This window comes from Streptacidiphilus anmyonensis (assembly GCF_000787855.1).
Classification (GTDB): Bacteria; Actinomycetota; Actinomycetes; order Streptomycetales; family Streptomycetaceae; genus Streptacidiphilus; species Streptacidiphilus anmyonensis.
This window is the reverse complement of the sequence record NZ_BBPQ01000098.1, coordinates 1-21,810: the sequence shown is the minus strand read 5'-3', so window position 1 is coordinate 21,810 and position 21,810 is coordinate 1. Positions and strand designations below refer to the sequence as shown.

16 protein-coding genes, 1 tRNA gene and 2 pseudogenes are annotated in these 21,810 nt (G+C 73.2%); 15 read left to right on the top strand and 4 right to left on the bottom strand.

All coding sequences use genetic code 11. From position 1 onward, the window contains the following. Positions 1–25 precede the first annotated feature (25 nt). The gene (locus TR50_RS39405) at positions 26–2,299 is read left to right on the top strand and encodes a xanthine dehydrogenase family protein molybdopterin-binding subunit (RefSeq protein ID WP_063775247.1); all 2,274 of its coding nucleotides are present in this window, start codon (positions 26–28) and stop codon (positions 2,297–2,299) included. 309 nt (positions 2,300–2,608) lie between these two features. Beyond that, entirely contained in the window at positions 2,609–3,538 is a 930-nt protein-coding gene (locus TR50_RS45030) for a hypothetical protein (RefSeq protein WP_084701775.1), read from the top strand. Here TR50_RS45030 and TR50_RS39390 read toward each other — a convergent pair. Further along, a tRNA-Cys gene (locus TR50_RS39390) sits at positions 3,507–3,581 on the bottom strand. The two genes, TR50_RS45030 and TR50_RS39390, sit on opposite strands and share 32 nt — an antisense overlap. A 136-nt stretch (positions 3,582–3,717) precedes the next feature. Here TR50_RS39390 and TR50_RS39385 point away from each other — a divergent pair. Together TR50_RS39385 and TR50_RS39380 are read left to right on the top strand one after the other, a co-directional pair. After that, positions 3,718–5,097, top strand: a complete 1,380-nt coding sequence (locus TR50_RS39385; protein WP_042434289.1) for an MFS transporter — start codon at positions 3,718–3,720, stop codon at positions 5,095–5,097. Between the two features lie 392 nt (positions 5,098–5,489). Further along, positions 5,490–7,286 carry a DEAD/DEAH box helicase gene (locus tag TR50_RS39380; RefSeq protein ID WP_042434314.1) on the top strand — a complete coding sequence of 599 codons (1,797 nt, stop codon included), beginning with the start codon at positions 5,490–5,492 and terminating at the stop codon, positions 7,284–7,286. 1 nt (position 7,287) lies between these two features. Here TR50_RS39380 and TR50_RS39375 read toward each other — a convergent pair whose 3' ends face one another. After that, positions 7,288–7,713, bottom strand: a complete 426-nt coding sequence (locus TR50_RS39375) for an SsgA family sporulation/cell division regulator (protein WP_052441838.1) — start codon at positions 7,711–7,713, stop codon at positions 7,288–7,290. A gap of 378 nt (positions 7,714–8,091) precedes the next feature. Between TR50_RS39375 and TR50_RS39370 the strand changes: the two are divergent. The 6 genes and pseudogenes from TR50_RS39370 to TR50_RS39350 form a co-directional block, all read left to right on the top strand. Next, positions 8,092–8,542: pseudogene (locus tag TR50_RS39370) on the top strand (IclR family transcriptional regulator); the annotation flags it as partial. Between the two features lie 56 nt (positions 8,543–8,598). Then, positions 8,599–8,745 (top strand): annotated as a pseudogene (locus TR50_RS50485) (IclR family transcriptional regulator); the annotation flags it as partial. A gap of 33 nt (positions 8,746–8,778) precedes the next feature. Further along, positions 8,779–9,597, top strand: coding sequence for a S16 family serine protease (locus tag TR50_RS39365; protein WP_236654784.1), 819 nt, complete (start codon positions 8,779–8,781; stop codon positions 9,595–9,597). 191 nt (positions 9,598–9,788) lie between these two features. Then, on the top strand, positions 9,789–10,901 hold the full coding sequence (hppD, locus tag TR50_RS39360; RefSeq protein ID WP_042434284.1) for a 4-hydroxyphenylpyruvate dioxygenase: 1,113 nt from the start codon (positions 9,789–9,791) through the stop codon (positions 10,899–10,901). A 74-nt stretch (positions 10,902–10,975) separates the two neighbouring features. After that, the gene (locus tag TR50_RS39355) at positions 10,976–12,370 is read left to right on the top strand and encodes a M1 family metallopeptidase (protein WP_052441837.1); all 1,395 of its coding nucleotides are present in this window, start codon (positions 10,976–10,978) and stop codon (positions 12,368–12,370) included. 26 nt (positions 12,371–12,396) lie between these two features. Continuing rightward, complete coding sequence (locus tag TR50_RS39350; protein WP_042434282.1) at positions 12,397–13,761, top strand: FAD-binding oxidoreductase; 1,365 nt, start codon at positions 12,397–12,399, stop codon at positions 13,759–13,761. A 28-nt stretch (positions 13,762–13,789) separates the two neighbouring features. Here TR50_RS39350 and TR50_RS39345 read toward each other — a convergent pair whose 3' ends face one another. Further along, entirely contained in the window at positions 13,790–14,317 is a 528-nt protein-coding gene (locus TR50_RS39345; protein WP_042434281.1) for a hypothetical protein, read from the bottom strand. 74 nt (positions 14,318–14,391) lie between these two features. On the opposite strand from TR50_RS39345, the gene TR50_RS39340 reads away from it, so the two are divergent. The 4 genes from TR50_RS39340 to TR50_RS39325 all read left to right on the top strand — a co-directional run bounded on the left by TR50_RS39340 (position 14,392) and on the right by TR50_RS39325 (position 19,817). Then, on the top strand, positions 14,392–15,096 hold the full coding sequence (locus TR50_RS39340) for a response regulator transcription factor (protein WP_084701773.1): 705 nt from the start codon (positions 14,392–14,394) through the stop codon (positions 15,094–15,096). Next, positions 15,093–16,451 (top strand): sensor histidine kinase, encoded by a 1,359-nt coding sequence (locus tag TR50_RS39335; RefSeq protein ID WP_042434275.1) that lies wholly within the window; start codon positions 15,093–15,095, stop codon positions 16,449–16,451. Before TR50_RS39340 ends, TR50_RS39335 begins: the two co-directional genes overlap by 4 nt. 366 nt (positions 16,452–16,817) lie before the next feature. Next, positions 16,818–18,320, top strand: a complete 1,503-nt coding sequence (locus TR50_RS39330; RefSeq protein ID WP_042434271.1) for a glycoside hydrolase family 18 protein — start codon at positions 16,818–16,820, stop codon at positions 18,318–18,320. A 138-nt stretch (positions 18,321–18,458) separates the two neighbouring features. Then, positions 18,459–19,817 (top strand): glycosyltransferase 87 family protein, encoded by a 1,359-nt coding sequence (locus tag TR50_RS39325; protein ID WP_052441835.1) that lies wholly within the window; start codon positions 18,459–18,461, stop codon positions 19,815–19,817. Positions 19,818–19,838: 21 nt separating this feature from the next. Here the strand turns inward: TR50_RS39325 and TR50_RS39320 are convergent, their stop codons facing one another. Next, the gene (locus tag TR50_RS39320; RefSeq protein WP_063775245.1) at positions 19,839–20,345 is read right to left on the bottom strand and encodes an SsgA family sporulation/cell division regulator; all 507 of its coding nucleotides are present in this window, start codon (positions 20,343–20,345) and stop codon (positions 19,839–19,841) included. Between the two features lie 258 nt (positions 20,346–20,603). Between TR50_RS39320 and TR50_RS49520 the strand changes: the two genes are divergently transcribed. Continuing rightward, a partial coding sequence (locus TR50_RS49520; RefSeq protein WP_042434269.1) for a DUF2510 domain-containing protein occupies positions 20,604–21,810 on the top strand: 1,207 nt, incomplete at its 3' end.

The window sequence follows — 21,810 nt, the reverse complement described above, 5'->3', positions numbered from 1 at the left end:
GCCCGGCGCGGAGACGGCCGCGGCGATCCGGGCGCAGCGCTCCGGGATCGGTGTGTCCGCGCTGCGCGAGGACGCGCCCGCGAAGGCGATGGGCGTCTACCCCTACGCCGCCGACCTGTGGGCCGAGGGCCTGCTGTGGGGCGCGCTGGCCCGCTCGCCGTACGCGCACGCGCGCATGGTCTCCATCGACACGCGGGCCGCGCTCGCCATCCCCGGCGTCTACGCGGTGCTGACCGCCGAGGACCTGCCGCCCGGCCCCGACGGGACGCCGAACGGCGCGCCGACCGGTCCCTGCATGGCCGACCGGCCGATCCTCGCCGCCGGCGTGGTGCGCCACCACGGCGAGCCGTTCGCGGCCGTCGCCGCCGACCACCCCGACACGGCGCGGCTGGCCGCGGCCTCGATCGCGGTCGAGTGGGAGCCGCTGCCCGCGCTCACCGACCCCGACCAGGCGTTCCAGGCGCCGCCGCTGCACCCGGACGGCAACATCTTCCGGCAGCTGCCGATCCGCTTCGGCGACCCGGACGTCGTCGGCGAGGTCGTCGTCGAGGGCATGTACCAGGTGGGCCGTCAGGATCCGGCGCCCATCGGCGCGGAGGCCGGGCTGGCCGTGCCGCGCCCGGACGGCGGCGTCGAGCTGCACGTCGCCACGACCGACCCGCACGGCGACCGGGACCGGATCGCCTCCTGCCTGGGCATCGAACCGGACCGGGTCCGGCTCGTCGTCAGCGGCGTGCCCGGCGCCACCGCCGACCGCGACGACCTCGGCTTCCAGGCCACCCTCGCGCTGCTCGCGGCGCGCACCGGCCACCCGGTCAAGATGGTGCTGACCCGCGAGGAGTCCTTCCTCTCCCACCCGCACCGCCACCCCGCGCTGCTGCGCTACCGCCACCACGCGGACGCCGACGGCCGTCTGGTCAAGGTCGAGGCGCAGATCCTGCTGGACGGCGGCGCCTACGCGGACGTCTCCAGCGAGGTGCTGGCCAACGCGGCGGCGCTGGCGGCCGGACCCTACGTCGTCCCGCACGTCTTCGTCGACGCCTGGGCGGTGCGCACCAACAACCCGCCGTCGGGCCGGATGCGCGGCGAGGGCGCGCTGCAGGCGTGCTTCGCCTACGAGTCCCAGCTCGACCGCCTCGCGGCGGCCCTGGACCTCAGCCCGCTGGAGCTGCGCCGCCGCAACGTCATGGCCACCGGCGACCTGCTGCCGACCGGACAGGCCGTCACCTGCCCGGCCCCCGTACGCGAGCTGCTCGACGCCGTCGCGGACGAGCCGCTGCCACCGCTGCCCGTCGACCGGCCGGACGCCGAGTGGCTGCTTCCCGAGGGGCCCGGCGGCGCGGGCGACCCGGCGGCCGTGCGGCGCGGCATCGGCTACGCCGTCGGCATGGTCCCGATGCTCGGCGTCGAGGGCTCGGACGAGGTGGCGACGGCGTCGGTGCGGGTCACCGGCTCGCAGGCATCCGTCATCTGCGCGGCCGTCGACCCGGGCACCGGCTTCGCCACCCTGGCCAAGCAGGTCGTCCAGGAGGTCCTGGGCGTCGACGACGTCTACATCGCCCCCGTCGACACCGACCAGCCCGCCGCCGGCCCGTCCGCGCGCGGCCGTCAGACGTGGGTCGCGGGCGGCGCGATCGAGCGCGCGGCGCTGATGGTTCGCCAGCAGCTGCTCCAGCCGCTGGCGGCGCGGTTCGCCATGTCCCCGGAGCTGCTCAGCATCCAGGACGGCCGGATCACCTCCTACGACGGCGTGCTCGGCATGCCGGTACTGGAGGCCCTGGAGGGCAAGGACCTGTGGGCCACGGCCCAGTGCCGGCCCCACCCGACCGAGCCGCTGAACCCGGAGACGGGCCAGGGCGACGCCTTCGTCGGTCTCGGCTTCTGCGCGATGCGCGCCGTGGTGGACGTGGACATCGACCTCGGCACGGTCCGTGTCGTCGAGGTCACCACCGCACTGGACGTCGGCCGGGCGTTGAACCCGCGCCAGATCGAGGCGCGGATCGAGGCGGGCGTCACCCAGGGCCTCGGCCTGGCCCTGATGGAGGACCTGACGGTCGCCGAGGGCCACATCCAGGCGCCCTCGCTGGTCGGCTACCGACTGCCGACCTCCCTGGACGCCCCGGACATCCGCGTCGCGGCGCTGATCGAGGACCGCGACGTCGTGGCCCCGTTCGGGGCGAAGGCCGTCGGCGCGGCCCCCGCCGTCGTGGCTCCGGCCGCGATCGCCGCAGCGGTCCGCGCGGCGACCGGCATGCCCGTCACCCGTCTCCCGATCCCCCCGGAGGACGCGGCGGTCTGAGGTGCCGCTCCGCGCGGGGCCGTCCCGCGCGGGACGGCCGACCGGCGCTTCCGGCTGCTCGCCGCGCCCGCGCGGTCGTGCGCCCGTGCGGTCGTGCAGCCCAGGCTTTAGGGCAATAGGGACGCTCTGCTCATGGTGCTCTCATGACGTGGGAGCACCGTGGAACCCGTAGTCGGAGATCACCGAACGACGACGGGAGCGCGACATGATCCTCATCGCAACAAGCAGGCGTCCGGGCGAAGCCCCGCTGCGGCGGCTGTCCCCCACGTCCGGCACCGTCGTGGTCGCGCGGAAGAAGTAGCGAGTCCCGTGACCACGACCACCGCCATGCACCGGCTCACGCTGCCCCGGCTCCTCGCGCAGGACGCCGTCCTCGGTCCCCCGCCCGTCGGTGTGGACCTCCACCCCCTGCTCGTCGACGCCGGGCTGGCGGACCTCGCCGAGCGGCTCCGGGCCCCCGCCGACCGTGTGCTGCTGATCAGCGGGGACGGCGACCCGACCTGTCACAACAACGAGACGGCACTGCGCCGCGCACCCCGGCTCGTCGAGGAGGGGCTGCGGCACGTCGACGCGGCGCTGCGGCAGACGCCGCTCGCGCCGCCGCTGGCGGTGGCCGCCGAGACGCTCGCGCAGATCGCGCTGATCGCCCGTTACGGACCCGCGTGGTTCCGGGCGGTCGGGACTCCGGCGGCGCCGGGCAGCGTGCTGTGCACCGTCCACACCGGAACGGGCCTGCCGCAGGTGGTGGAGACGGCCGTCGGGACCCCCGTGCGCACCCTCCTGGGCGCGGACCCCGCCCGCTCCGCGCAGGCGGTGCTGCTCGGCGGGGTCACCGGAGTCTGGCTGCCGGGCCCCCGCGCGCTCGAGACCCGCTGGGAGCCGCGCGACGGGAGCGCGCGTGTGATCGCCGCGTTGCCGCACGGTCGCTGCGGGGTGGCCGAGACGGGCCGGATGCTGCGGCTCGCGGCGCCGAACTGCCGGGGGCGGGTGGACCAGATCGCGACCGCGCTGGACGACCTCGCCGCACCCGGCGCGTTCGACTTCGTGGTGCGCTGGTCCACGCAGTCGGCCCAGCGTGTCGACGATCCGGCGACGCACGCGGCCGCGCGGCTGCTGCTGAGCGCGCTCGCGGTGTTCCCCGAGGACTTCGAGGCGCACGCGGCGTCGCGGTGCGCCGCGGAGCCGCGCGGGGTGGAGACGCGCGAGGTGGAGCCCATGACCGGAATCGAACCGGTGTAAACCGCTTTGCAGGCGGTTCCCTCAACCACTCGGGCACACGGGCGGGTGTTGACGTGAACGACGTTACGCGGCGGCTCCCGGGGACCGTCAACGACGACCGGGGAGAGTTCACGGGACGCAACGGAAGCGACATCCGGCTCCATACATGACAGGGGCAAACTCAAGGACGACCCCTTACGATGGGCCCGGTGACCACCCTTGCCCGGCCCACGGGACTCAGCGACGCAGACGAGACCGCCGGTATTCTCCGACGGCCCTACCGCATGCTCACGATCGGCATCGTGGCGTGCGTGCTGCTGATCGCCTTCGAGGCAACCGCGGTCAACACGGCCATGCCGGTGGCCGCGCGGGCGCTGCACGGGGTCGGGCTGTACGCCTTCGCCTTCACCGGCTTCTTCACCTCCAGCCTGCTGGCGATGGTCGTCTCGGGGGAGTGGTGCGACAAGCGCGGTCCGCTGGTCCCGCTCGGCGCGGGCATCGCGGTCTTCGGTGTGGGGCTGGTGCTGGCCGGCACCGCCACCACGATGTGGACCTTCGTCGCCGGACGCGTCACCCAGGGCCTCGGCGGCGGGCTGGTCATCGTCGCGCTCTACGTCGTGGTCGGCCTGCGCTATCCCGAGCGGCTGCGACCGAAGGTCTTCGCCGCCTTCGCCGCGTCCTGGGTGCTGCCCTCGGTCGTCGGCCCGCTGGTCTCCGGGACGGTCACCCAGCACCTCGGCTGGCGCTGGGTGTTCCTCTCCATCCCCGCGCTGATCGTCGCGCCGCTCGTGCTGATGCTGCCGCAGCTGCGCGGCCTCGACGCGGGCGAGGCGGCGGGGCAGCCGCTCGAGCGTCGCCGCCTGTGGCTGGCGCTCGGCCTCGCCGTCGGCGCGGGGCTGCTCCAGTACGCCTCGCAGCGGCTGGACCTCTGGTCCCTGCTGCCCGCGGCGGCCGGCGCCGCCCTGCTGGTGCCCGCGGCGCTGCGGCTCCTCCCGCCCGGCACGTTCCGCGCGGAGCGCGGCCTGCCGACGGTGATCCTGCTGCGCGGCATCGCGGCCGGCGCGTTCATCTCCGCCGAGGCGTTCATCCCGCTGATGCTGGTCACCCAGCACGGCTTCTCCCCGACGCTGGCCGGGCTCTCGCTCTCGGGCGGCGGCGTCTTCTGGGCCGTCGGCAGCTGGCTCCAGGGCCGCCCCTTCGCCGAGCGGTACCGGCTCCGCCTCGTCCAGGCGGGCCTCGCGGCCGCGACCGTCGCCGTCGCCCTGGTGGGCCTGGCGGCCCAGCCCTCCGCGCCCTCCTTCCTGGTCGCCGCGGCGTGGACCTTGGGCGGCTGCGGCATGGGCCTGGCGATCGCCAGCGTGAGCGTCCTGCTCTTCCAGCTCTCCGAGCCGGGGGAGGCGGGCGCGAACTCCGCGTCCCTGCAAGTGAGCGACGCGCTCGGCAACATCGTGTGCACGGCGCTCGGAGGACTCCTCTTCACCTCCCTCGGCACCGGCACCACGACGGGCTTCACCGCGGTCTTCGCCGCCATGGCGGTCGTGCTGCTGGTCGGCACGGCCGTCTGCCGACGGGCGACCTGAGCGGCACGACCCACGGGAGCCGACACCGGCCACCGGTCGCTCCCACGCGCGGTCGAACTCCCGTCAGGGGCGCGGGGCTCCGCCGACCTGCGGCTCCGCCGCGCGGGCGCGACAAGCCACCCGGTGTGGTGCGTCACTTGGCGCTCAGGGCCGTCCTCATGCCGGTGGTTCCTCGCTGTCGCGCGGCGGAGCGCAGGTCGGCAGAGCCCCGCGGGCCAGGGAGGTGCCACCGGGCGGGGGAGCACAGCGCAGCCTCGCGCTCCTGACGGGAGTGCGACCGCGCGTGGGAGCGGGGGTGTGGGCGGCTGCGCCGGTAAGCTTGCCGGGTTGTCGGATTCGAGCTCTCCCGGGCTCGGCCGCCGCCGCCCGTGACGTCGACCCCGCCGGAGACCGTGAGTACCGCCAGCTCCTCCCACGCCCCGCATCACCTGTCGCCCGCCTTCCCCGGCCGTGCCCCGTGGGGCACGGCCGGAAAGCTGCGCGCCTGGCAGCAGGCCGCGATGGAGAAGTACGTCGAGACGCAGCCGCGCGACTTCCTCGCGGTCGCGACGCCGGGCGCCGGCAAGACGACCTTCGCGCTGACCCTGGCGTCCTACCTGCTGCACAACCACGTCGTGCAGCAGATCACCGTCGTCGCGCCGACCGAGCACCTGAAGAAGCAGTGGGCCGAGGCCGCCGCGCGGATAGGGATCAGGCTGGACCCGGCCTACAGCAGCGGGCCGCTCTCCCGTGACTACCACGGAGTGGTCGTCACCTACGCGGGCGTGGGCGTCAACCCGATGCTGCACCGCAACCGGGTCGAGAACCGCAAGACGCTGATCATCCTCGACGAGATCCACCACGCGGGCGACTCCAAGTCCTGGGGTGAGGCGTGTCTGGAGGCGTTCGAGCCGGCCACCCGGCGGCTCGCCCTGACGGGTACGCCGTTCCGCTCGGACACCAACCCGATCCCCTTCGTCGGCTACGCCGCCGGCGGCGACGGCATCCGCCGCAGCGTCGCCGACTACACCTACGGGTACGGCAACGCCCTGGAGGACCACGTCGTCCGACCGGTGATCTTCCTCTCCTACAGCGGCAACATGCGCTGGCGCACCAAGGCCGGGGACGAGGTCGCCGCGCGGCTCGGCGAGCCGATGACCAAGGACGCGACCGCACAGGCGTGGCGCACCGCGCTGTCGCCGCACGGTGAGTGGATGCCGAACGTGCTGCGCGCGGCGGACCAGCGGCTCACCGAGGTGCGGAAGTCCATCCCGGACGCGGGTGCGCTGGTCATCGCGTCCGACCAGGAGTCGGCGCGCGCCTACGCGAAGATGCTGCGCGAGATCACCGGCCACGGCGCCACCCTCGTCCTGTCGGACGAGGCGGAGGCGTCCCAGCGCATCACCGACTTCTCAGCCTCGGACGACCGTTGGATGGTCGCGGTCCGGATGGTGTCCGAGGGCGTCGACGTGCCGCGTCTCGCCGTCGGCGTGTACGCGACGTCGATCTCCACCCCGCTCTTCTTCGCGCAGGCCGTCGGGCGCTTCGTGCGGACCCGGCGCCGCGGCGAGACCGCCTCGGTCTTCCTGCCGACCGTGCCCACGCTGCTCGGCTTCGCCAACGAGATGGAGCTGCAGCGCGACCACATCCTCGACAAGCAGAAGAAGGGCCAGGAGGACAGCCTCTTCGCGGAGGAGGACGCCCTGCTCGCGGAGGCCGAGAAGGCCAAGGACGAGGGCGACGGCGGCCTGGACGACGCTCCCTGGGAGGCGCTGGAGTCCGACGCGATCTTCGACCGGGTCCTCTACGAGGGCAAGGAGTTCGGCATGCAGGCGCACGCCGGCTCCGAGGAGGAGTCCGACTACCTCGGCATCCCGGGCCTGTTGGAGCCGGACCAGGTGCGGCTGCTGCTGCACCGCCGCCAGTCCCGGCAGATCCAGCGCAGCAAGACCAAGCCCGCCGAGGAGGCGGACCTGCTGGAGATGGAGGCCGAGAAGCGGCCGGTCGTCACCCACCAGCAGCTCCAGGAGCTGCGCAAGGAGCTGAACGGTCTGGTCGGCGCCTGGCACCACCGCACCGGTCAGCCGCACGGGACGATCCACAACGAGCTGCGTCGCGTCTGCGGCGGACCGCTGACCGCACAGGCGACGGCGCATCAGCTCCAGGCGCGGATCGGCAAGATCCGCGAGTGGGCGACCAGGATCGACTGATTCACCGGCGCGTCTCCGCGTCGGTCAGCAGCCGGCTGATGCCGCTTTCGAGCCATTCTTCGGTGAACTCCTCGCCGAACGGCGTGATCATGTCGGTCCGCAGCAGGTAGGCGTGGAGCGCCGCCAGGGGGGCGACCAGCTGGGCCGTGCCCTCGGGTGAGCGCAGTCTGATGGCCACGAAGTCGCCGTCCCCCCACTCCAGCGGTCGGACCTGGACGTCGCCCTCGCCAGCGACGGTGCTCAGTCCGTCGAGCAGCAGCTCCCGGGAGACGGTCCAGTGGACCGGCGCGTCGCCCGGCAGAAGGAAGGCCAACTCGATTCCCCAGGGCGAGGACTGACGGAAGGTCATCCTGACGGGGACCTGGTAGCTGAGTCCGGCCGTGGTCGCCAGTTCCATGATGATCTGGCCGCGCAGCGTGTTCTTCATCGTGCTTGTCCGAACCTTTCCGATGCCTCGTCATCACTGAACGTGATGCGATCACTACTGATCGCTCACGTAGCTTCCTCCCCTCTTCGCCGGGCGCAAACCGGGCTGAACGAGTGCAGAAAACCAACCGAAGGAGTGCTGGACGGGCGGTTCCGGTTCCTGGTAATCGGCCGAAGTCCAGCACCTCGCACGTCCCGAAGAGGGGGATTCGTCCATTTGCGAGGGGTCGCTGCATAACGAATGGTGACCGAAATCTGGACGGGTACTTCCGCAGAGCGGTGCAGTCTCATTAGGTTCCTCGCACCCACCCGAGCTGGACCCGCGCCGCAATGACGCCTCACGGAACCCGCACGGAAGGTTTTCGGAAGGGAGACGTGCGTGACCGCTGAGACCTCGCAGACGCTCGACCGCGGCGTGCGCGTGCTGAAACTGCTCGCCGACGCGGAGCGCGGGCTGACCGTCACCGAGCTGGCCTCGCGGCTGGAGGTCAACCGGACCGTCGTCTACCGGCTGCTGGCCACGCTGGAGCAGCACGGCCTGGTCCGGCGCGACGTCGGCGGGCGGGCCCGCGTGGGGCTCGGGGTGCTGCGGCTCTCCCACCGGGTGCATCCGCTGCTGCGGGAGGCGGCCCTCCCGGCGCTCCGCGGCCTGGCGGAGGACCTCGGCGCGACCGCCCACCTGACCCTGGTGGACGGCAGCGAGGCGCTCGTCGTCGCCGTCGTCGAGCCGAGCTGGACCGACTTCCACGTCGCCTACCGCACGGGCGTGCGGCATCCGCTGGCGGAGAACGCGGCGGGACGCGCGATCCTGGCCGCCCGCGCCACCCCGTACGGGCAGCCGCGGCAGGAGCAGCAGGAGTGGGTGGCCGCCGCGGAGGAACGTTCCGGCGCCAACAGCGTGGCCGCGCCGCTGCGGGGCCTGATCGGCATCGAGGGCAGCGTCGGCGTGCTGATGCTGGCCGGCGCGGTGCCCGAGCGCGTCGGCCCGCGCGTCCTGGAGGCCGCGACCGAGGTCTCCGAGGCGCTCCGCTAGGGCCCCGGCTGCGCCTCTGCCTAGAATTCGGGCGTGTCCTCCTCTCTGTCCTGGCTCGCCCCGCGCCGTAACCGGCTGATCCTGTGCGCGGTGCTGGTGGCCGCCCCGATCGTGGCGGCGGTGACGGCCCCGCTGCCGTTCACCGTGCTGGAGCCCGGGATCTCGGTGAACACGCTCGGCAGCTACCAGGGCGCCGAGGTGATCACGATCACCGGCCACCCCACCAGGACCACCGAGGGCCAGCTGCGGATGACCACCATCGCGGCCACCCTGCCGAACTACAGCCCGCCGCTCTCGGAGGTCGTCAGCGCCTGGAGCGACCCGAACAAGGCCGTCGTCCCGCAGAACTCCGTCTACCCCTCCGGGCAGTCGGTGAGCCAGGCGAACCAGGTCAACCAGCAGGCCATGGAGCAGTCGCAGGAGGCCGCGACGACGGCCGCGCTGGACTTCCTCGGGCTCTCCTCCTCGCAGGTCAAGGTCGACCTCAAGCTCGCCGACGTCGGCGGCCCCAGCGCGGGCCTGATGTTCACCCTGGGCATCATCGACGAGCTGCACGGCAACGGCACCGGCAAGCCCGGCGCGGCCGGCGACCTCACCGGCGGCGCGGTCGTGGCGGGGACCGGCGAGATCGACGACAGCGGCGACGTGGGCGCGGTCGGCGGCGTGGCCCTGAAGACCAAGGCGGCCGCCCGGGACGGCGCGACCGTCTTCCTCGTCCCGCGCAGCGAGTGCACGGACGCCGAGGTGAACACCCCCAAGGGCCTGCGGCTCGTCCCGGTGAACACCCTGGATCAGGCGGTGAAGGCGCTCGAGGCGCTGCAGAACGGCGGCGCGGGCGTCCCGTCCTGCTGAGCCCGTCGCTGTCCGACAGCTGAGATCACCGGGGTGGCAGCTGCGCAGTCTGCCTAGCTGAGGCCCGCTCCCAGGGGGTGAGGTGTACAGCTTGCGCAGTGCCAGGGGTCATGGTTGCGCAGGTCCTGGAACGGCGGGACGGTACGCGCATCGGGCCTCGTCGGGGCCTCACCCCTCGGAGGTGTTCCAGCATGAGCAGTCAGACCGACGTCTTTCCGGTCAAGGGCATGGACGCCATCGTCTTCGCTGTCGGCAACGCGAAGCAGGCCGCCCACTATTACTCCACGGCCTTCGGCATGCGCCTGGTCGCCTACTCCGGCCCCGAGACGGGCGAGCGCGAGACCGCGACGTACGTGCTGACCTCGGGCGGCGCCCGCTTCGTCTTCACCTCGGTGGTCAAGGCGTCGACCGAGCGCGGCGCGTTCCTGACCCGGCACGTGGCCGAGCACGGCGACGGCGTGGTCGACCTGGCCATCGAGGTCCCGGACGTCCGCCACGCGTACGAGTACGCGGTCGCCCACGGCGCGCAGGGGCTGGAGGAGCCGCACGAGCTGAAGGACGAGCACGGCACGGTCGTGCTGGCCGCGATCGCCACCTACGGCGAGACCCGCCACACCCTGGTCGACCGCAGCGGCTACGACGGCCCGTACCTGCCCGGCTTCGTGGCGAAGAACCCGATCGTCGAGCCCGGCGCCCGCTTCTTCCAGGCGGTGGACCACTGCGTGGGCAACGTCGAGCTCGGCAAGATGGACGAGTGGGTCGCGTTCTACAACCGGGTCATGGGCTTCACGAACATGAAGGAGTTCGTCGGCGACGACATCGCCACCGAGTACTCGGCGCTGATGTCCAAGGTCGTCGCGGACGGGACGCGCAAGGTCAAGTTCCCGCTCAACGAGCCGGCGATCGCGAAGAAGAAGTCGCAGATCGACGAGTACCTGGAGTTCTACGGCGGCCCCGGCGTCCAGCACATCGCGCTGGCGACCAACGACATCGTCGCCACGGTGCGCGCGATGCGCGCGGCCGGCGTCGAGTTCCTGGACACCCCGGACAGCTACTACGACACCCTGGGCGAGTGGGTCGGCGAGACCCGCGTCCCGCTGGACGAGCTGCGTGAGCTGAAGATCCTCGCCGACCGCGACGAGGACGGCTACCTGCTGCAGATCTTCACCAAGCCGGTGCAGGACCGTCCGACGGTCTTCTTCGAGATGATCGAGCGCCACGGCTCCATGGGCTTCGGCAAGGGCAACTTCAAGGCGCTGTTCGAGGCGATCGAGCGCGAGCAGGAGCGCCGCGGCAACCTGTGAGGGTTGTGATCCCCGTCACCTTTTTGGACACTGTGCCCAGGCGGTGACGGAGCGTCGAACTTACGGTTGGTCAGGTGACGAACCGTCTGTTTCTTACCGCCGCCGCGACCGTGTTCGCGGTCGCCGGACTCCTCGGGGCCGCGGCCCCGGCGACGCCTGTGGGAACGAAGGGCGCCGCCGGGGCCGGGGATCCGCTGTTGCCGCTCTCCGGGGACGGAGGGCTGCACGTCCGGCACTACGCGCTGCAGCTCGCGTACCAACCGAAGACCCAGCACCTGGACGGCTCCGCCGTGCTGTCCGCCACCGCGACGCAGGACCTGTCCGGGTTCGACCTCGACCTCTCCGGGCTCGACGTGCACCGCGTCACGGTCGACGGCCAGGTCGTCGCCTTCGACCGCGCCGGGCCCAAGCTGGAGATCACCCTCGACCGCCCGGTGACCGACGGCTCGGACTTCACCGTCGCCGTGGACTACGGCGGGACGCCGCACCCCGTCGTCGACGCGGACGGCACCTCGGACGGATGGACGGCCCTGCCGGGAGACCAGGGCGCCTTCGTGGCCGGCGAGCCGCAGGGGGCGATGACCTGGTTCCCCTGCGACGGCCATCCGACCGACAAGTCCACCTACGACGTCACCGTGACGGTCCCTCAGGGGTACACCGCGGTGTCGAACGGCGTGCTGCGCACCCAGCACACCGCCGCCGGGCGGTCGACGTTCCGCTGGCACGAGAGCGCGCCGATGGCCGCCTACCTGGCCACGGCCAGCGTCGGGCGCTTCGACGTGCGCGAGTACTGGAGCAGGCGGCTGCCCGTCTACACCGCCGTCGACCCGGCGGAGAAGGCCGACGCCGACGGCGTGCTGGACCAGCTCCCGGCCGTCATCTCCTGGGAGTCGAGCCTGTTCGGGCCGTACCCGTTCGACTCCGCCGGGGCGATCGTCGTGCACGACAAGGCGATCGGCTACGCCCTGGAGACGCAGACCCGGCCGCTGTACGACGAGGCGCCGGATCTGGACACCCTGGTGCACGAGACCGCCCACCAGTGGTTCGGGGATTCGGTGACGATCACCCAGTGGAAGGACATCTGGCTCAACGAGGGCTTCGCCACCTACGCCGAGTGGATGTGGGACGCCGCCCACGGTGGCGCCAGTCCGCACGCGCGGCTGGCGCAGCTGTACGCCAGGCCCGCGACGGACCAGCTCTGGTCCTATCCGCCGGGGGATCCGGGGCAGCTGGCGCGCCTTTTCGGCGTGCCGAGCTACGCGCGCGGCGCGATGGCGCTCCAGGAGCTGCGCGAGGCCGTCGGCGACCAGGCCTTCTTCGGGATCCTCAAGCGGTGGACCGCCGAGCACCGGTACGGGCACGGCACCACCGCGCAGTTCGCGGCGCTGAGCGCGAGCGTGTCCGGAAAGAACCTGGACCCGCTCTTCGCCACCTGGCTGTATTCCGCCGGAAAACCGACGAAGATGTGAGACACCACAGCGAGGGGGCCTGGCGGATGAGCGATCTGGTCGACCTGTTGCGCGAGGGCCTGCCGGAGGCGGCCGTCGTGGCCGATCCGGACGTCGTCGCGGCGTACCAGCAGGACATGGCCGGGTTCTGCGACTCCGCGCCGCCCGCCGTGGTGGTCTTCCCGCGGACGGTGGACGAGGTCCAGCACGTCCTGCGGACGGCGACGCGGTTGCGGGTGCCCGTCGTCCCGCAGGGCGCGCGGACGGGGCTGTCCGGTGCGGCCAACGCGGTCGCGGGCGCGATCGCGCTCTCCCTGGTGCGGATGGACCGGATCCTGGAGCTGGATCCGGTCAACCGGATCGCCGTCGTCGAACCGGGCGTGGTCAACGCGGAGCTCTCGCGTGCCGCCGCGCGGCACGGGCTGAGCTATCCGCCGGATCCGTCCAGCTGGGAGTCGTGCACGGTCGGCGGCAACATCGGCACCGGCGCGGGCGGCCTGTGCTGCGTCAAGTACGGCGTGACGGCCGAGTACGTGCTCGGCCTGGACGTCGTGCTCGCCGACGGGCGGCTGCTGCGGACGGGCCGCCGCACCGCCAAGGGCGTCGCCGGGTACGACCTGACGCGGCTGTTCGTCGGGGCGGAGGGGACGCTGGGAGTCGTCGTCGGCGCGGTGCTGGCGCTGCGGCCCGCGCCGCCGCCGCAGCTGGTGCTGGCGGCGGAGTTCCCCTCCACGGACGCCGCCGGGGCGGCGGTCTGCGCGGTGATGGCCGCCGGACACGTGCCGTCGCTGATGGAGCTGATGGACACCACGACCGTTCGGGCCGTCAACGCGATGGCGCAGATGGGCCTGCCGGATTCGACGGCCGCGCTGCTGCTGGTCGGCTTCGACACCCTCGACCCGGCCTCGGACCTCGAGGCCGTCGGCGAGCTGTGCCGGGAGGCGGGCGCGACGGAGGTGGTCCCCGCCGCCGACAGCGGCGAGTCCGAGCTGCTGCTGGAGGCCCGCCGGCTGGCGCTGCCCGCCCTGGACCGGCTCGGCACCACGATGATCGACGACGTGGCGGTGCCGCGCTCCCGGCTCGGGGAGATGCTGGCCGGGGTGGCCCGGATCGCCGAGGAGTACCGGCTCACCATCGGCGTCTGCGCCCACGCGGGGGACGGCAACACCCACCCCGTCGTCGTCTTCGACGGAGCCGACGCGGACGAGTCGGCCCGCGCCCGCGCCTCCTTCGACGCGATCATGTCGCTCGGGCTCGAACTGGGCGGCACGATCACCGGCGAGCACGGGGTGGGGCTGCTGAAGAAGGAGTGGCTGGCCCGCGAGCTCGGCCCGGTCGGGGTCGAGCTGCAACGTCAGGTCAAGGCGGTCTTCGACCCGCTGGGGATCATGAACCCCGGCAAGATGTTCTGATCGCCGGTCGTCGGCCGCTGATCGCCGGTCACTGGTTCATGAGCCAGGTCTGCACCATGGGCGGGTGGCCGTTCCAGGTGACGTAGAAGATCGAGTCCGTGGTGCCCTGGGTGAAGTCGACCCGCAGCCACTCGTCGCCGGTGTAGACGTGCATGGACCAGCCGCTGTTCGGCGTGGCCGAGACCAGGTCGGCGGAGGACGCGCCCATGGAGACCACGATCCGGCCGCCGGTCGGCGTGTAGCTGTGCACGTCCCCGCTGGGTGCGGCTGACGCGGGGGCGGACGCCGAGGGGCTCGCCGAGGCGCTGCGGCTGGGGCCGGGCGAGGCCCGGTGGGTCGACGCGGCCGGGGGCAGCGGCGCCTGGGTTGGCGGGTCGGTCGTCGTCGGCAGGGGCGCGGGGGTGTCCGTGCTGGACCCGGCGACGGTCAGGGCGAGGGCGCCGGGCTGCTGGTAGCCGTCGTCGGAGAGCACCCGGTGCACCCCGTACCAGGACACCCCGACGGCCGCTCCCGTGGCCACGGCCCACGCCACCGTCTGCACCAGCACTCTTCGCACCGGGCCAGTATGCACGGCCGCTTCACCGTCCAGGAGGTACAGACCACCTAGGCGGATGAGCTACCGTCACGCCCATGGCAACAGTGCTCGTGGTCGAGGACGATCCTTTTGTTCGATCTGCCCTGATCCGTCATCTCAGCGACGCCGGCCACGCCGTCCGCAGCGTCGGGACGGCGCTCGAAGCGCTGCGCGAGGTCGCCCAGGTCGGGTGCGATCTGGTGATCCTCGATCTGGGCCTGCCCGACCTCGACGGCGGCGAGGCGCTGAAGATGATCCGCGGGCTCACCGACACCCCCGTGATCATCTCCACCGCCCGTGACGAGGAGTCGGAGATCATCCGCCTGCTCAACGACGGCGCGGACGACTACCTGGTCAAGCCCTTCTCCGTGGAGCACCTGACCGCCCGCATGGCGGCCGTGCTGCGGCGCGCCGGCTCCGCCGGCCCGACCGGGCAACTGCTCCAGACGGGCGGCCTGCGGATCGACCTCCAGCGCCGCGAGGCCACCCTGGACGGCAGGGAACTCGACCTCACCCGGCGCGAGTTCGACCTGCTCGCCTACCTCGCCGCCCGCCCCGGCGTGGTCGTCTCCCGCCGCGAGCTGCTCGCCGAGGTCTGGCGCCAGCCGTACGGCACCGACCAGACCATCGACGTGCACCTTTCCTGGCTGCGCCGCAAGCTCGGCGAGACGGCCTCGCAGCCGCGCTACCTGCACACCGTGCGCGGCGTCGGCGTCCGGCTCGACGTCCCCGCGACCGCGCCCGGCGAGGACGCGAGGTGAGAGGCGCCCTGTTCAAGGTCTGCGTCGCCGTCACCACGATGGTGGCGCTGGCCTTCCTGATCCCGCTCGGCCTGATGGTCCGTGAGACCGCCCGCGACCGCGCCTTCACCGCGGCGGAACGGCAGGCCGCGACGCTCGGCCCGGCACTCGCCATCACCACCGACCAGCAGGCCCTCCAGCGCGCCCTGGCCAGCACGCAGGACGGCGCGGCCGGCCTCATCGCCATCCATCTGCCGCGCGCCGGCGGCGGTTTCGACACGCTCGGCCGCGAACGGGTCGGCGCGGCCGCGCTGACGGCGGCCGCGGCGAACGGCCGCAGCGGCACCACCGGCGTCGACGGCGGCTACGGCTACCTGGAGCCGGTCGCCGTGAACGACGGTCGGGTGGCCGTCATCGAGGTCTTCGTGCCGGACGCGGAGCTGACCCGCGGCGTCGCCTCGGCCTGGTTGGTGCTCAGCGGCGTCGCCGTGGTGCTGGTCCTCATCTCGGTCGCGGTCGCCGACCGCCTGGGCACCCGGATCGTCGGCGCGGCCCGCCGCCTCGCGAGCGCCTCCCGCGCGCTGGGCGAGGGCGACCTCGCGGTCCGCGTCCCCCAGGTCGACGACAGCCCGCGCGAACTGCGGGAGGCGGCGGAGGCGTTCAACGCGATGGCCGACCGGGTGGTCCGGCTCCTCGCCGCCGAGCGCGAGCTGGCCGCGGACCTCTCCCACCGCCTGCGCACCCCGCTGACGGTGCTGCGCCTGAACACGGCCTCCCTCGGTCAGGGCGACGCGGCCGAACAGACCCGCCACGCGGTCGCACAGCTGGAACGCGAGGTCGACCAGATCATCCGCGCCGTGCGCGGCCGAGGATCGGCCCCGTCCGCCGCCGACGCGGCGCCCGTCTCCTGCGACGCGGCCGAGGTGATCCGCGACCGCGCCGAGTTCTGGTCCGCCCTGGCGGAGGACGAGTCCCGCCCCTGGCAGCTCGCGGGCGCGGAGCGCCCGGTCTCCGTCCCCGTCGCCGCCTCCGAGCTGGCGGCCGCGCTGGACGCCATGCTCGGCAACGTCTTCCGCCACACCCCCGAGGGGACGGCCTTCGCCGTCGACGTCCACGGCACCCCGGACGGCGTCATCGTCATGGTCTCCGACGCGGGCGCGGGCATCGCCGACCCCGAACTGGCCCTCCGCCGCGGCGTCGGCGCGGAACGCGACGGCTCCACCGGCCTCGGCCTCGACATCGTCCGCCGCGTCGCCGAGAGCACGGGCGGCGACGTCGCCATCGGCCGCTCGGTCCTGGGCGGCACCGAGATCCGGGTGCGCCTGTTGCACAAGCGGGCTCCGGTACCCCGCCAACGGCGTAGAGCCAAGGGTTAGACGGTCGGTCGCACCGCAGCAGGAGCGCGGGGAACAGCGGGAGAAGCCACCGAGGGGCAGGGGGTCCGCAACGCGCAGGGTCGTCCGCGTGTCGGCGGCCTGTCGCCCAGTTCGCCGCGCCCCCGGGGTGGTGTGTAGGGCCTCTTCCTTAAAGGGGCCCTAAGTGGGATCTACCTCCGTCTGAGCAGGGCTGATCGGCGGATCCGGAACGGCTAGCGTCCCTTCCGACGGATCGCGAGGCCGGTGGTGACCGGGTGTCAACCATCGACGCTCGTGGGCTTCCTGTGGCCGCTGTCCCCACCAGGGGCCGAGGCGCCGGCCCGCGGTCCCTCAGCCGATGTCCCCCATCGTGGAGGTTCCCCCCGCATGTCGAACCACGCCCGCCGTTCCCGCCGAGCGCCGCGCCGTCGCGCGGTCCTCGGGGCGTCCGCAGCCGCCACCGTCCTGCTCGCCGGCGGGATGACCGCCCTCGCGGTGAGCGCGAACGCGGCCACTGTGGGCGCCGTCTACTCGACGACCAGCGACTGGGGGAGCGGCTACAGCGGCCAGTACGACGTCAGCAACCCCACCTCCAGCACCGTCAGCAACTGGAAGCTGACCTTCGACCTGCCGGCGGGCGCCAAGATCAGCTCGCTGTGGAACGCCACCTTCACCGCCAGCGGCGGGCACATCAGCGTCACCCCGGCGTCCTGGGACAGCACGCTCACGGCGAACCAGCACGCGGTCGTCGGGTTCGTCGTCACCGGCTCCGGCGCGCCCGTCAACTGCACCATCAACGGCGTGAACTGCTCCACCGGCTCCGCGCCGACGCCGTCCGGCCAACCGACGACGGCGAACCCGACGCCGACCCACTCGTCCACGCCGACCCCGGCGCCCACCGCGACGAAGACCACGACGCCGACGCCCACCCCTACGCCGACGCCGTCCGCGTCGAGCACGGGCTCGGCTTCCGGCGCTGGCTTCTCGCCCTACGTGGACACCTCCCTCTACCCGGCGTATGACCTGCTCGCCACCGCCAAGGCGACCGGCGTGAAGAACTTCAACCTCGCCTTCATCACCGACGGCGGCGGCTGCAACCCCGAATGGGGCGGCGTCTCGCCGCTGACCAACGACGGCGTGCCGGGCCAGATCGGCGCGCTGCGCGCGATGGGCGGGGACGTCCGGGTCTCCTTCGGCGGAGCGAACGGCACCGAGCTCGCCGAGTCCTGCGGCAGCGCGAGCGCGCTCGCCGCCGCCTACCAGAAGGTCATCGACGCCTACGGGCTGACGAAGATCGACTTCGACGTGGAGGGCGCGGCCACCTCGGACACCGCCGGCATCGCCCGCCGCGACCAGGCCATCGCCCAGCTCCAGCAGACCGCCAAGGCGAAGGGGAAGACCCTCGACGTCTCCTTCACCCTGCCCGTGCTGCCCTCCGGCCTGGTGCAGTCCGGCACGGACCTGCTGCAGAACGCCAAGAGCGCGGGCGTGGTCGTCTCCGCCGTCAACGTGATGGCGATGGACTACGGGGACGGCGCCGCGCCGAGCCCGAGCGGCAAGATGGGCCAGTACGCGATCGCCTCCGCGACCGCCACCGAGGCGCAGGTCAAGTCCATCTTCGGCTGGGACGACGCCACCGCGTGGAAGCACGTCGCGGTGACCCCGATGATCGGCGTCAACGACACCAACACCGAGGTCTTCACCGTCGCCGACGCGACGCAGCTCGCGCAGTTCGCCGGCGGCAAGCACCTGGGCTGGCTGTCCATGTGGTCGGCGACCCGGGACCAGCCCTGCTCCGGCGGGGCCAAGTCCTACGCCGACGCCACCTGCAGCAGCATCAACCAGCAGCCGCTGGACTTCAGCCGGGCCTTCGGCGCCTACACCGGCTGAGCACGGGAAAGGCCGCCTGCTTCAGGGACTGCCGAGGCCGGAGCGGACCGAGGGAACTCGGGATGCTTCGGCCTCGTCCTGTGGAGGGCGTGTGCTTTGGGTTAGTGTCACGCAGGGTAGGTGAGAAGGAGTTTTTGCGTGACCACCGTCAACAGGGTGATCGGCGCCGTGCGCGCGGCGCCGCGGCGTACCACGGCGACGGCCGCCGCCGTCGCACTGCTCTCGCTGCTCGGCTACGCCGCGCTGCGGCACCTGTCGCACGTCTCCATGGTCGACGCCATGGTCTACCAGGCCGAGGGCGCCGCGGTCGCCCACGGCCGGGACCTCTACGAACTGCGGGTCGGCGCCTACGCCCTGCCCGCGACCTATCCGCCGTTCTCGGCGATGCTCTTCGCCCCCGCCGCGTTCCTCTCCTTCGGCGCGCTCCGGGTGACGATGACCCTGGTCAACCTCGCGGAGCTGGCCGTGGTCGCCGCGCTGTCGTGCCGGCTGGCAGGCTGGCCGAGCCGACCGCTGCGGCCCGCGGCCGTGCTGCTGGTGACCGGCCTCGGCGTCTGGCTGGAACCGGTGTGGACGACGCTGCGCTACGGGCAGATCAACCTGTTGATCCTCGCGCTGGTCCTCTGGGACCTGACCCTGCCGGAGAGCAGCCGGCTCAAGGGCGTGGGGATCGGACTCGCGGCCGGGCTGAAGGTGACGCCCGGCATCTTCGTGGTCTACCTGCTGCTCACCCGCCGCTTCCGCGCCGCCGCGACCGCCGCCGCGTCCTGCGCGGGCACCGTGCTCGTCGGGCTGCTGGTGCTGCCCGGCGCCAGCTGGGACTTCTGGACCAAGGACCTGTACGACACCACGCGCGTGGGCAAGGAGTACATCGTCGACAACCAGTCCCTGCGCGGCATGGCGGACCGCCTCCTGCACAGCACCCACACGGGGACCTCGACGCTGCTCCTGGTCGCCGTCGTGGCGGTGGCCGGGCTGACGCTGGCGGTGCTCACCGAGCGCCGCTGCGCGGACATGCCGCGGGCGCACGCGTGGGCGGGGATGACCGTCGCGATCACCATGGTGCTGGTCTCCCCGATCAGCTGGACCCACCACTGGGTCTGGTGCGTGCCGCTGCTGGTGCTGCTCGCCGCCGAGGCGCGCGCCGAGCGCCGACGCGGCCGACCGGGCTGGGCGGGCCACCGCTGGCGCGTCGTGCTGACCGCCACCGCGCTGTGCTTCTGCTCCTTCGCCATGTGGTTCGTGCCGCACAAGGCGTGGCACGGCGTGCAGATGTCGTACTGGTTCGAGCCCGCCGCCTCCGTCTACCCGTTGTTCGGGCTCGGCTTCCTGCTCCTGGTCGCGGTGCGGGTGCGGACGCGGTTGCGCCCCGGTACGCGGCCCCTTCCCGCGGCCGACCCGCAGGACGCACCCGAGGCACCGGAGGCACCGGAGGCACCGGAGGCGCATGGGGCGTCGGCACTCGGCGCCCGGCCCGGCGCCACCGCGCGTCCCTGAGCGACGGCGCGTCGACGCGTTTCAGGGGCTGCCCAGCAGGGTGGCCAGTTCCGCGTCGAGGTCCATGACGGAGGACTCGGTGCCGGTCGGCACCACCCGCAGCGTGTGCTCCAGCCAGGTGGCGACCGGCGCCGCCGGAGCCTCCAACAGGGCCTCGCCCGCAGGAGAGCTGAGCGCCAGGCAGATCAGGCTCCGCCCGTCCGCACGGGTCGGCCAGATCCGCACGTCGCCGGTGCCGCAGGCGCGGAAGACGCCCTCGACCAGCAGCTCGCGGGCGAAGACCCAGGTCACCGGCGAGTCCTGGCCCAGGTGGAAGGTGACGTGCACGGCGTACGGGTCCTCCGAGCAGTACGCCAGCAGCGCGGGCACCGGCAGGCTCCGCTCGGGTGAGAGCACCAGAGCGACCGTCAGCTCCTGCTGCACGCAGCCGTGCCCGTCCAGGTGCGCGCGCTCGTCGTGCGGGAACTGCTCGGCGCGGAGGTCGGCGGTGTAGTCGTCGTGACGCTCGTTGCGGTCGGCGGCTGCCATGGGAGTCCCTCTCTCGATCTCTCGATCTCTCGTTCGTGCGCACGCCCACGCGGGCGCAGTCACTGGGAGAGAGAGCCCCGGCTCCCCGTTATTACACCGGTTTCGCGACGTTTTTCGCGCGTCTTCCGCAAGCTCGGTACTACGCTTTGTGACACGGCGAGGACGCGTCGTGTTCGGATCGGGCAGGCCTGGGGCCGCCCTCCGTCGGCGTGCCGCCGACCAGGCACCCGATCAGCGGATGAAGCGGGAAAGCACTCTATGACGGTTCAGCCTCCCGCGGAGCGACCCGCGCCCGGCTACTACCCCGACCCCTCGATCCCCGGTTTCGTCCGCTACTGGGACGGGGACGCCTGGACCCCCGGCAGCGCCCGGCCCGCTCCCGTGGACGGCGCCCCACTGCCGCCGCCGCCCCGCGCCGCCCGCGGCGGCGTCCGCGTGGCCCCGCCCCCGCCGCCACGGCCCGCCGTGGAGGAGACCGGCCCCGTCTTCCTCGACGAGACGGGCGCCGCGCGGCTCGTCGTCCCGCCGTCGCTGCCCGAGTCGTCGGAGCTGCCGGAGTCGCAGCTGTCGTCGGAGGCGTCCGTCTGGGGCGCGAGCGCCCAGGCCCAGCCGGGACTGCTGGACACCGGCTCCGTCCCCCACCACGTCTCCTGGGGTGTCCCGACACCTCCGGCCCCGGCTCCCGCTCCGCCCGCGTCGGTGGTGGGGGTCGACCCGGACGAGGAACTCGCCTCCGCGCTGCGCCTCGCGCTCTCGCAGACCCGCCGCGCCCAGCTTCCGCCGCCGACCAGCTACGAGTCGGAGGACTGGTCCGAGCCGCCCACCGGCCCCTGGACGGACCGGGTGTCCCGGGGCCGCTCCGTCGACGGCGCGGCGGGCACGTCTGAGTGGTCGTCCGGCGCCCCCTGGGCGGAGTCGGAGACCGGTCCCGCTGCGGGCGCGGCGAGGCACAGCCAGGGCGGCGACTTGTCGGCCGAGGGGTTCCAAGCGGGGACGCGTCGGCCGGACCTCTCGGACAACCCGGACCTCTCGGACAGCCCGGTCGTCGCGCCTCCCGCCGAACCGACCCTGGGCGGCGGTCTGCCCACTGCGCCGCGTGGCGGCGCCGATACGACCCGCACGCCGACGCCCGAGCCCCGTATCTCCTGGGCACGGCCGGGCGGCGACACCGTCCCACCGGGGACGCAGCGCGGTGGCGTCGCCGCCCGGCACCCGCAGACGGAAACCGGACCGATCGCGTCCGCCTCCGCCGAGGCGCTGGCGCCCGCGCCCGCGCGTGTGTGGTCGGGTGGCGACACCGTCGCGCCGACGTCGCAGCCTGGCGGCGGCGCCGGACCGGGCGGGCAGGCGGGGGCCGTGCCGCTCGCGCCCGATCGTGGGGCAGCCGCGCGGACCGCGCCTCCCCAGGGCGCCTCGTCCACCCATGCCGCGCCCACGCGGGCTGCCGCGTCCGCGCCCACGGGGC

Bases quoted from the DNA above. Each gene is read 5' to 3' on its own strand.
- TR50_RS39350 (WP_042434282.1), top strand. From the start codon at position 12,397: ATGAGCGATCTGGTCGACCTGTTGCGCGAGGGCCTGCCGGAGGCGGCC.
- TR50_RS39320 (WP_063775245.1), bottom strand. From the start codon at position 20,345: ATGGCAGCCGCCGACCGCAACGAGCGTCACGACGACTACACCGCCGAC.
- hppD (WP_042434284.1), top strand. From the start codon at position 9,789: ATGAGCAGTCAGACCGACGTCTTTCCGGTCAAGGGCATGGACGCCATC.
- TR50_RS39330 (WP_042434271.1), top strand. From the start codon at position 16,818: ATGTCGAACCACGCCCGCCGTTCCCGCCGAGCGCCGCGCCGTCGCGCG.
- TR50_RS39340 (WP_084701773.1), top strand. From the start codon at position 14,392: ATGGCAACAGTGCTCGTGGTCGAGGACGATCCTTTTGTTCGATCTGCC.
- TR50_RS39375 (WP_052441838.1), bottom strand. From the start codon at position 7,713: ATGAAGAACACGCTGCGCGGCCAGATCATCATGGAACTGGCGACCACG.
- TR50_RS39385 (WP_042434289.1), top strand. From the start codon at position 3,718: ATGGGCCCGGTGACCACCCTTGCCCGGCCCACGGGACTCAGCGACGCA.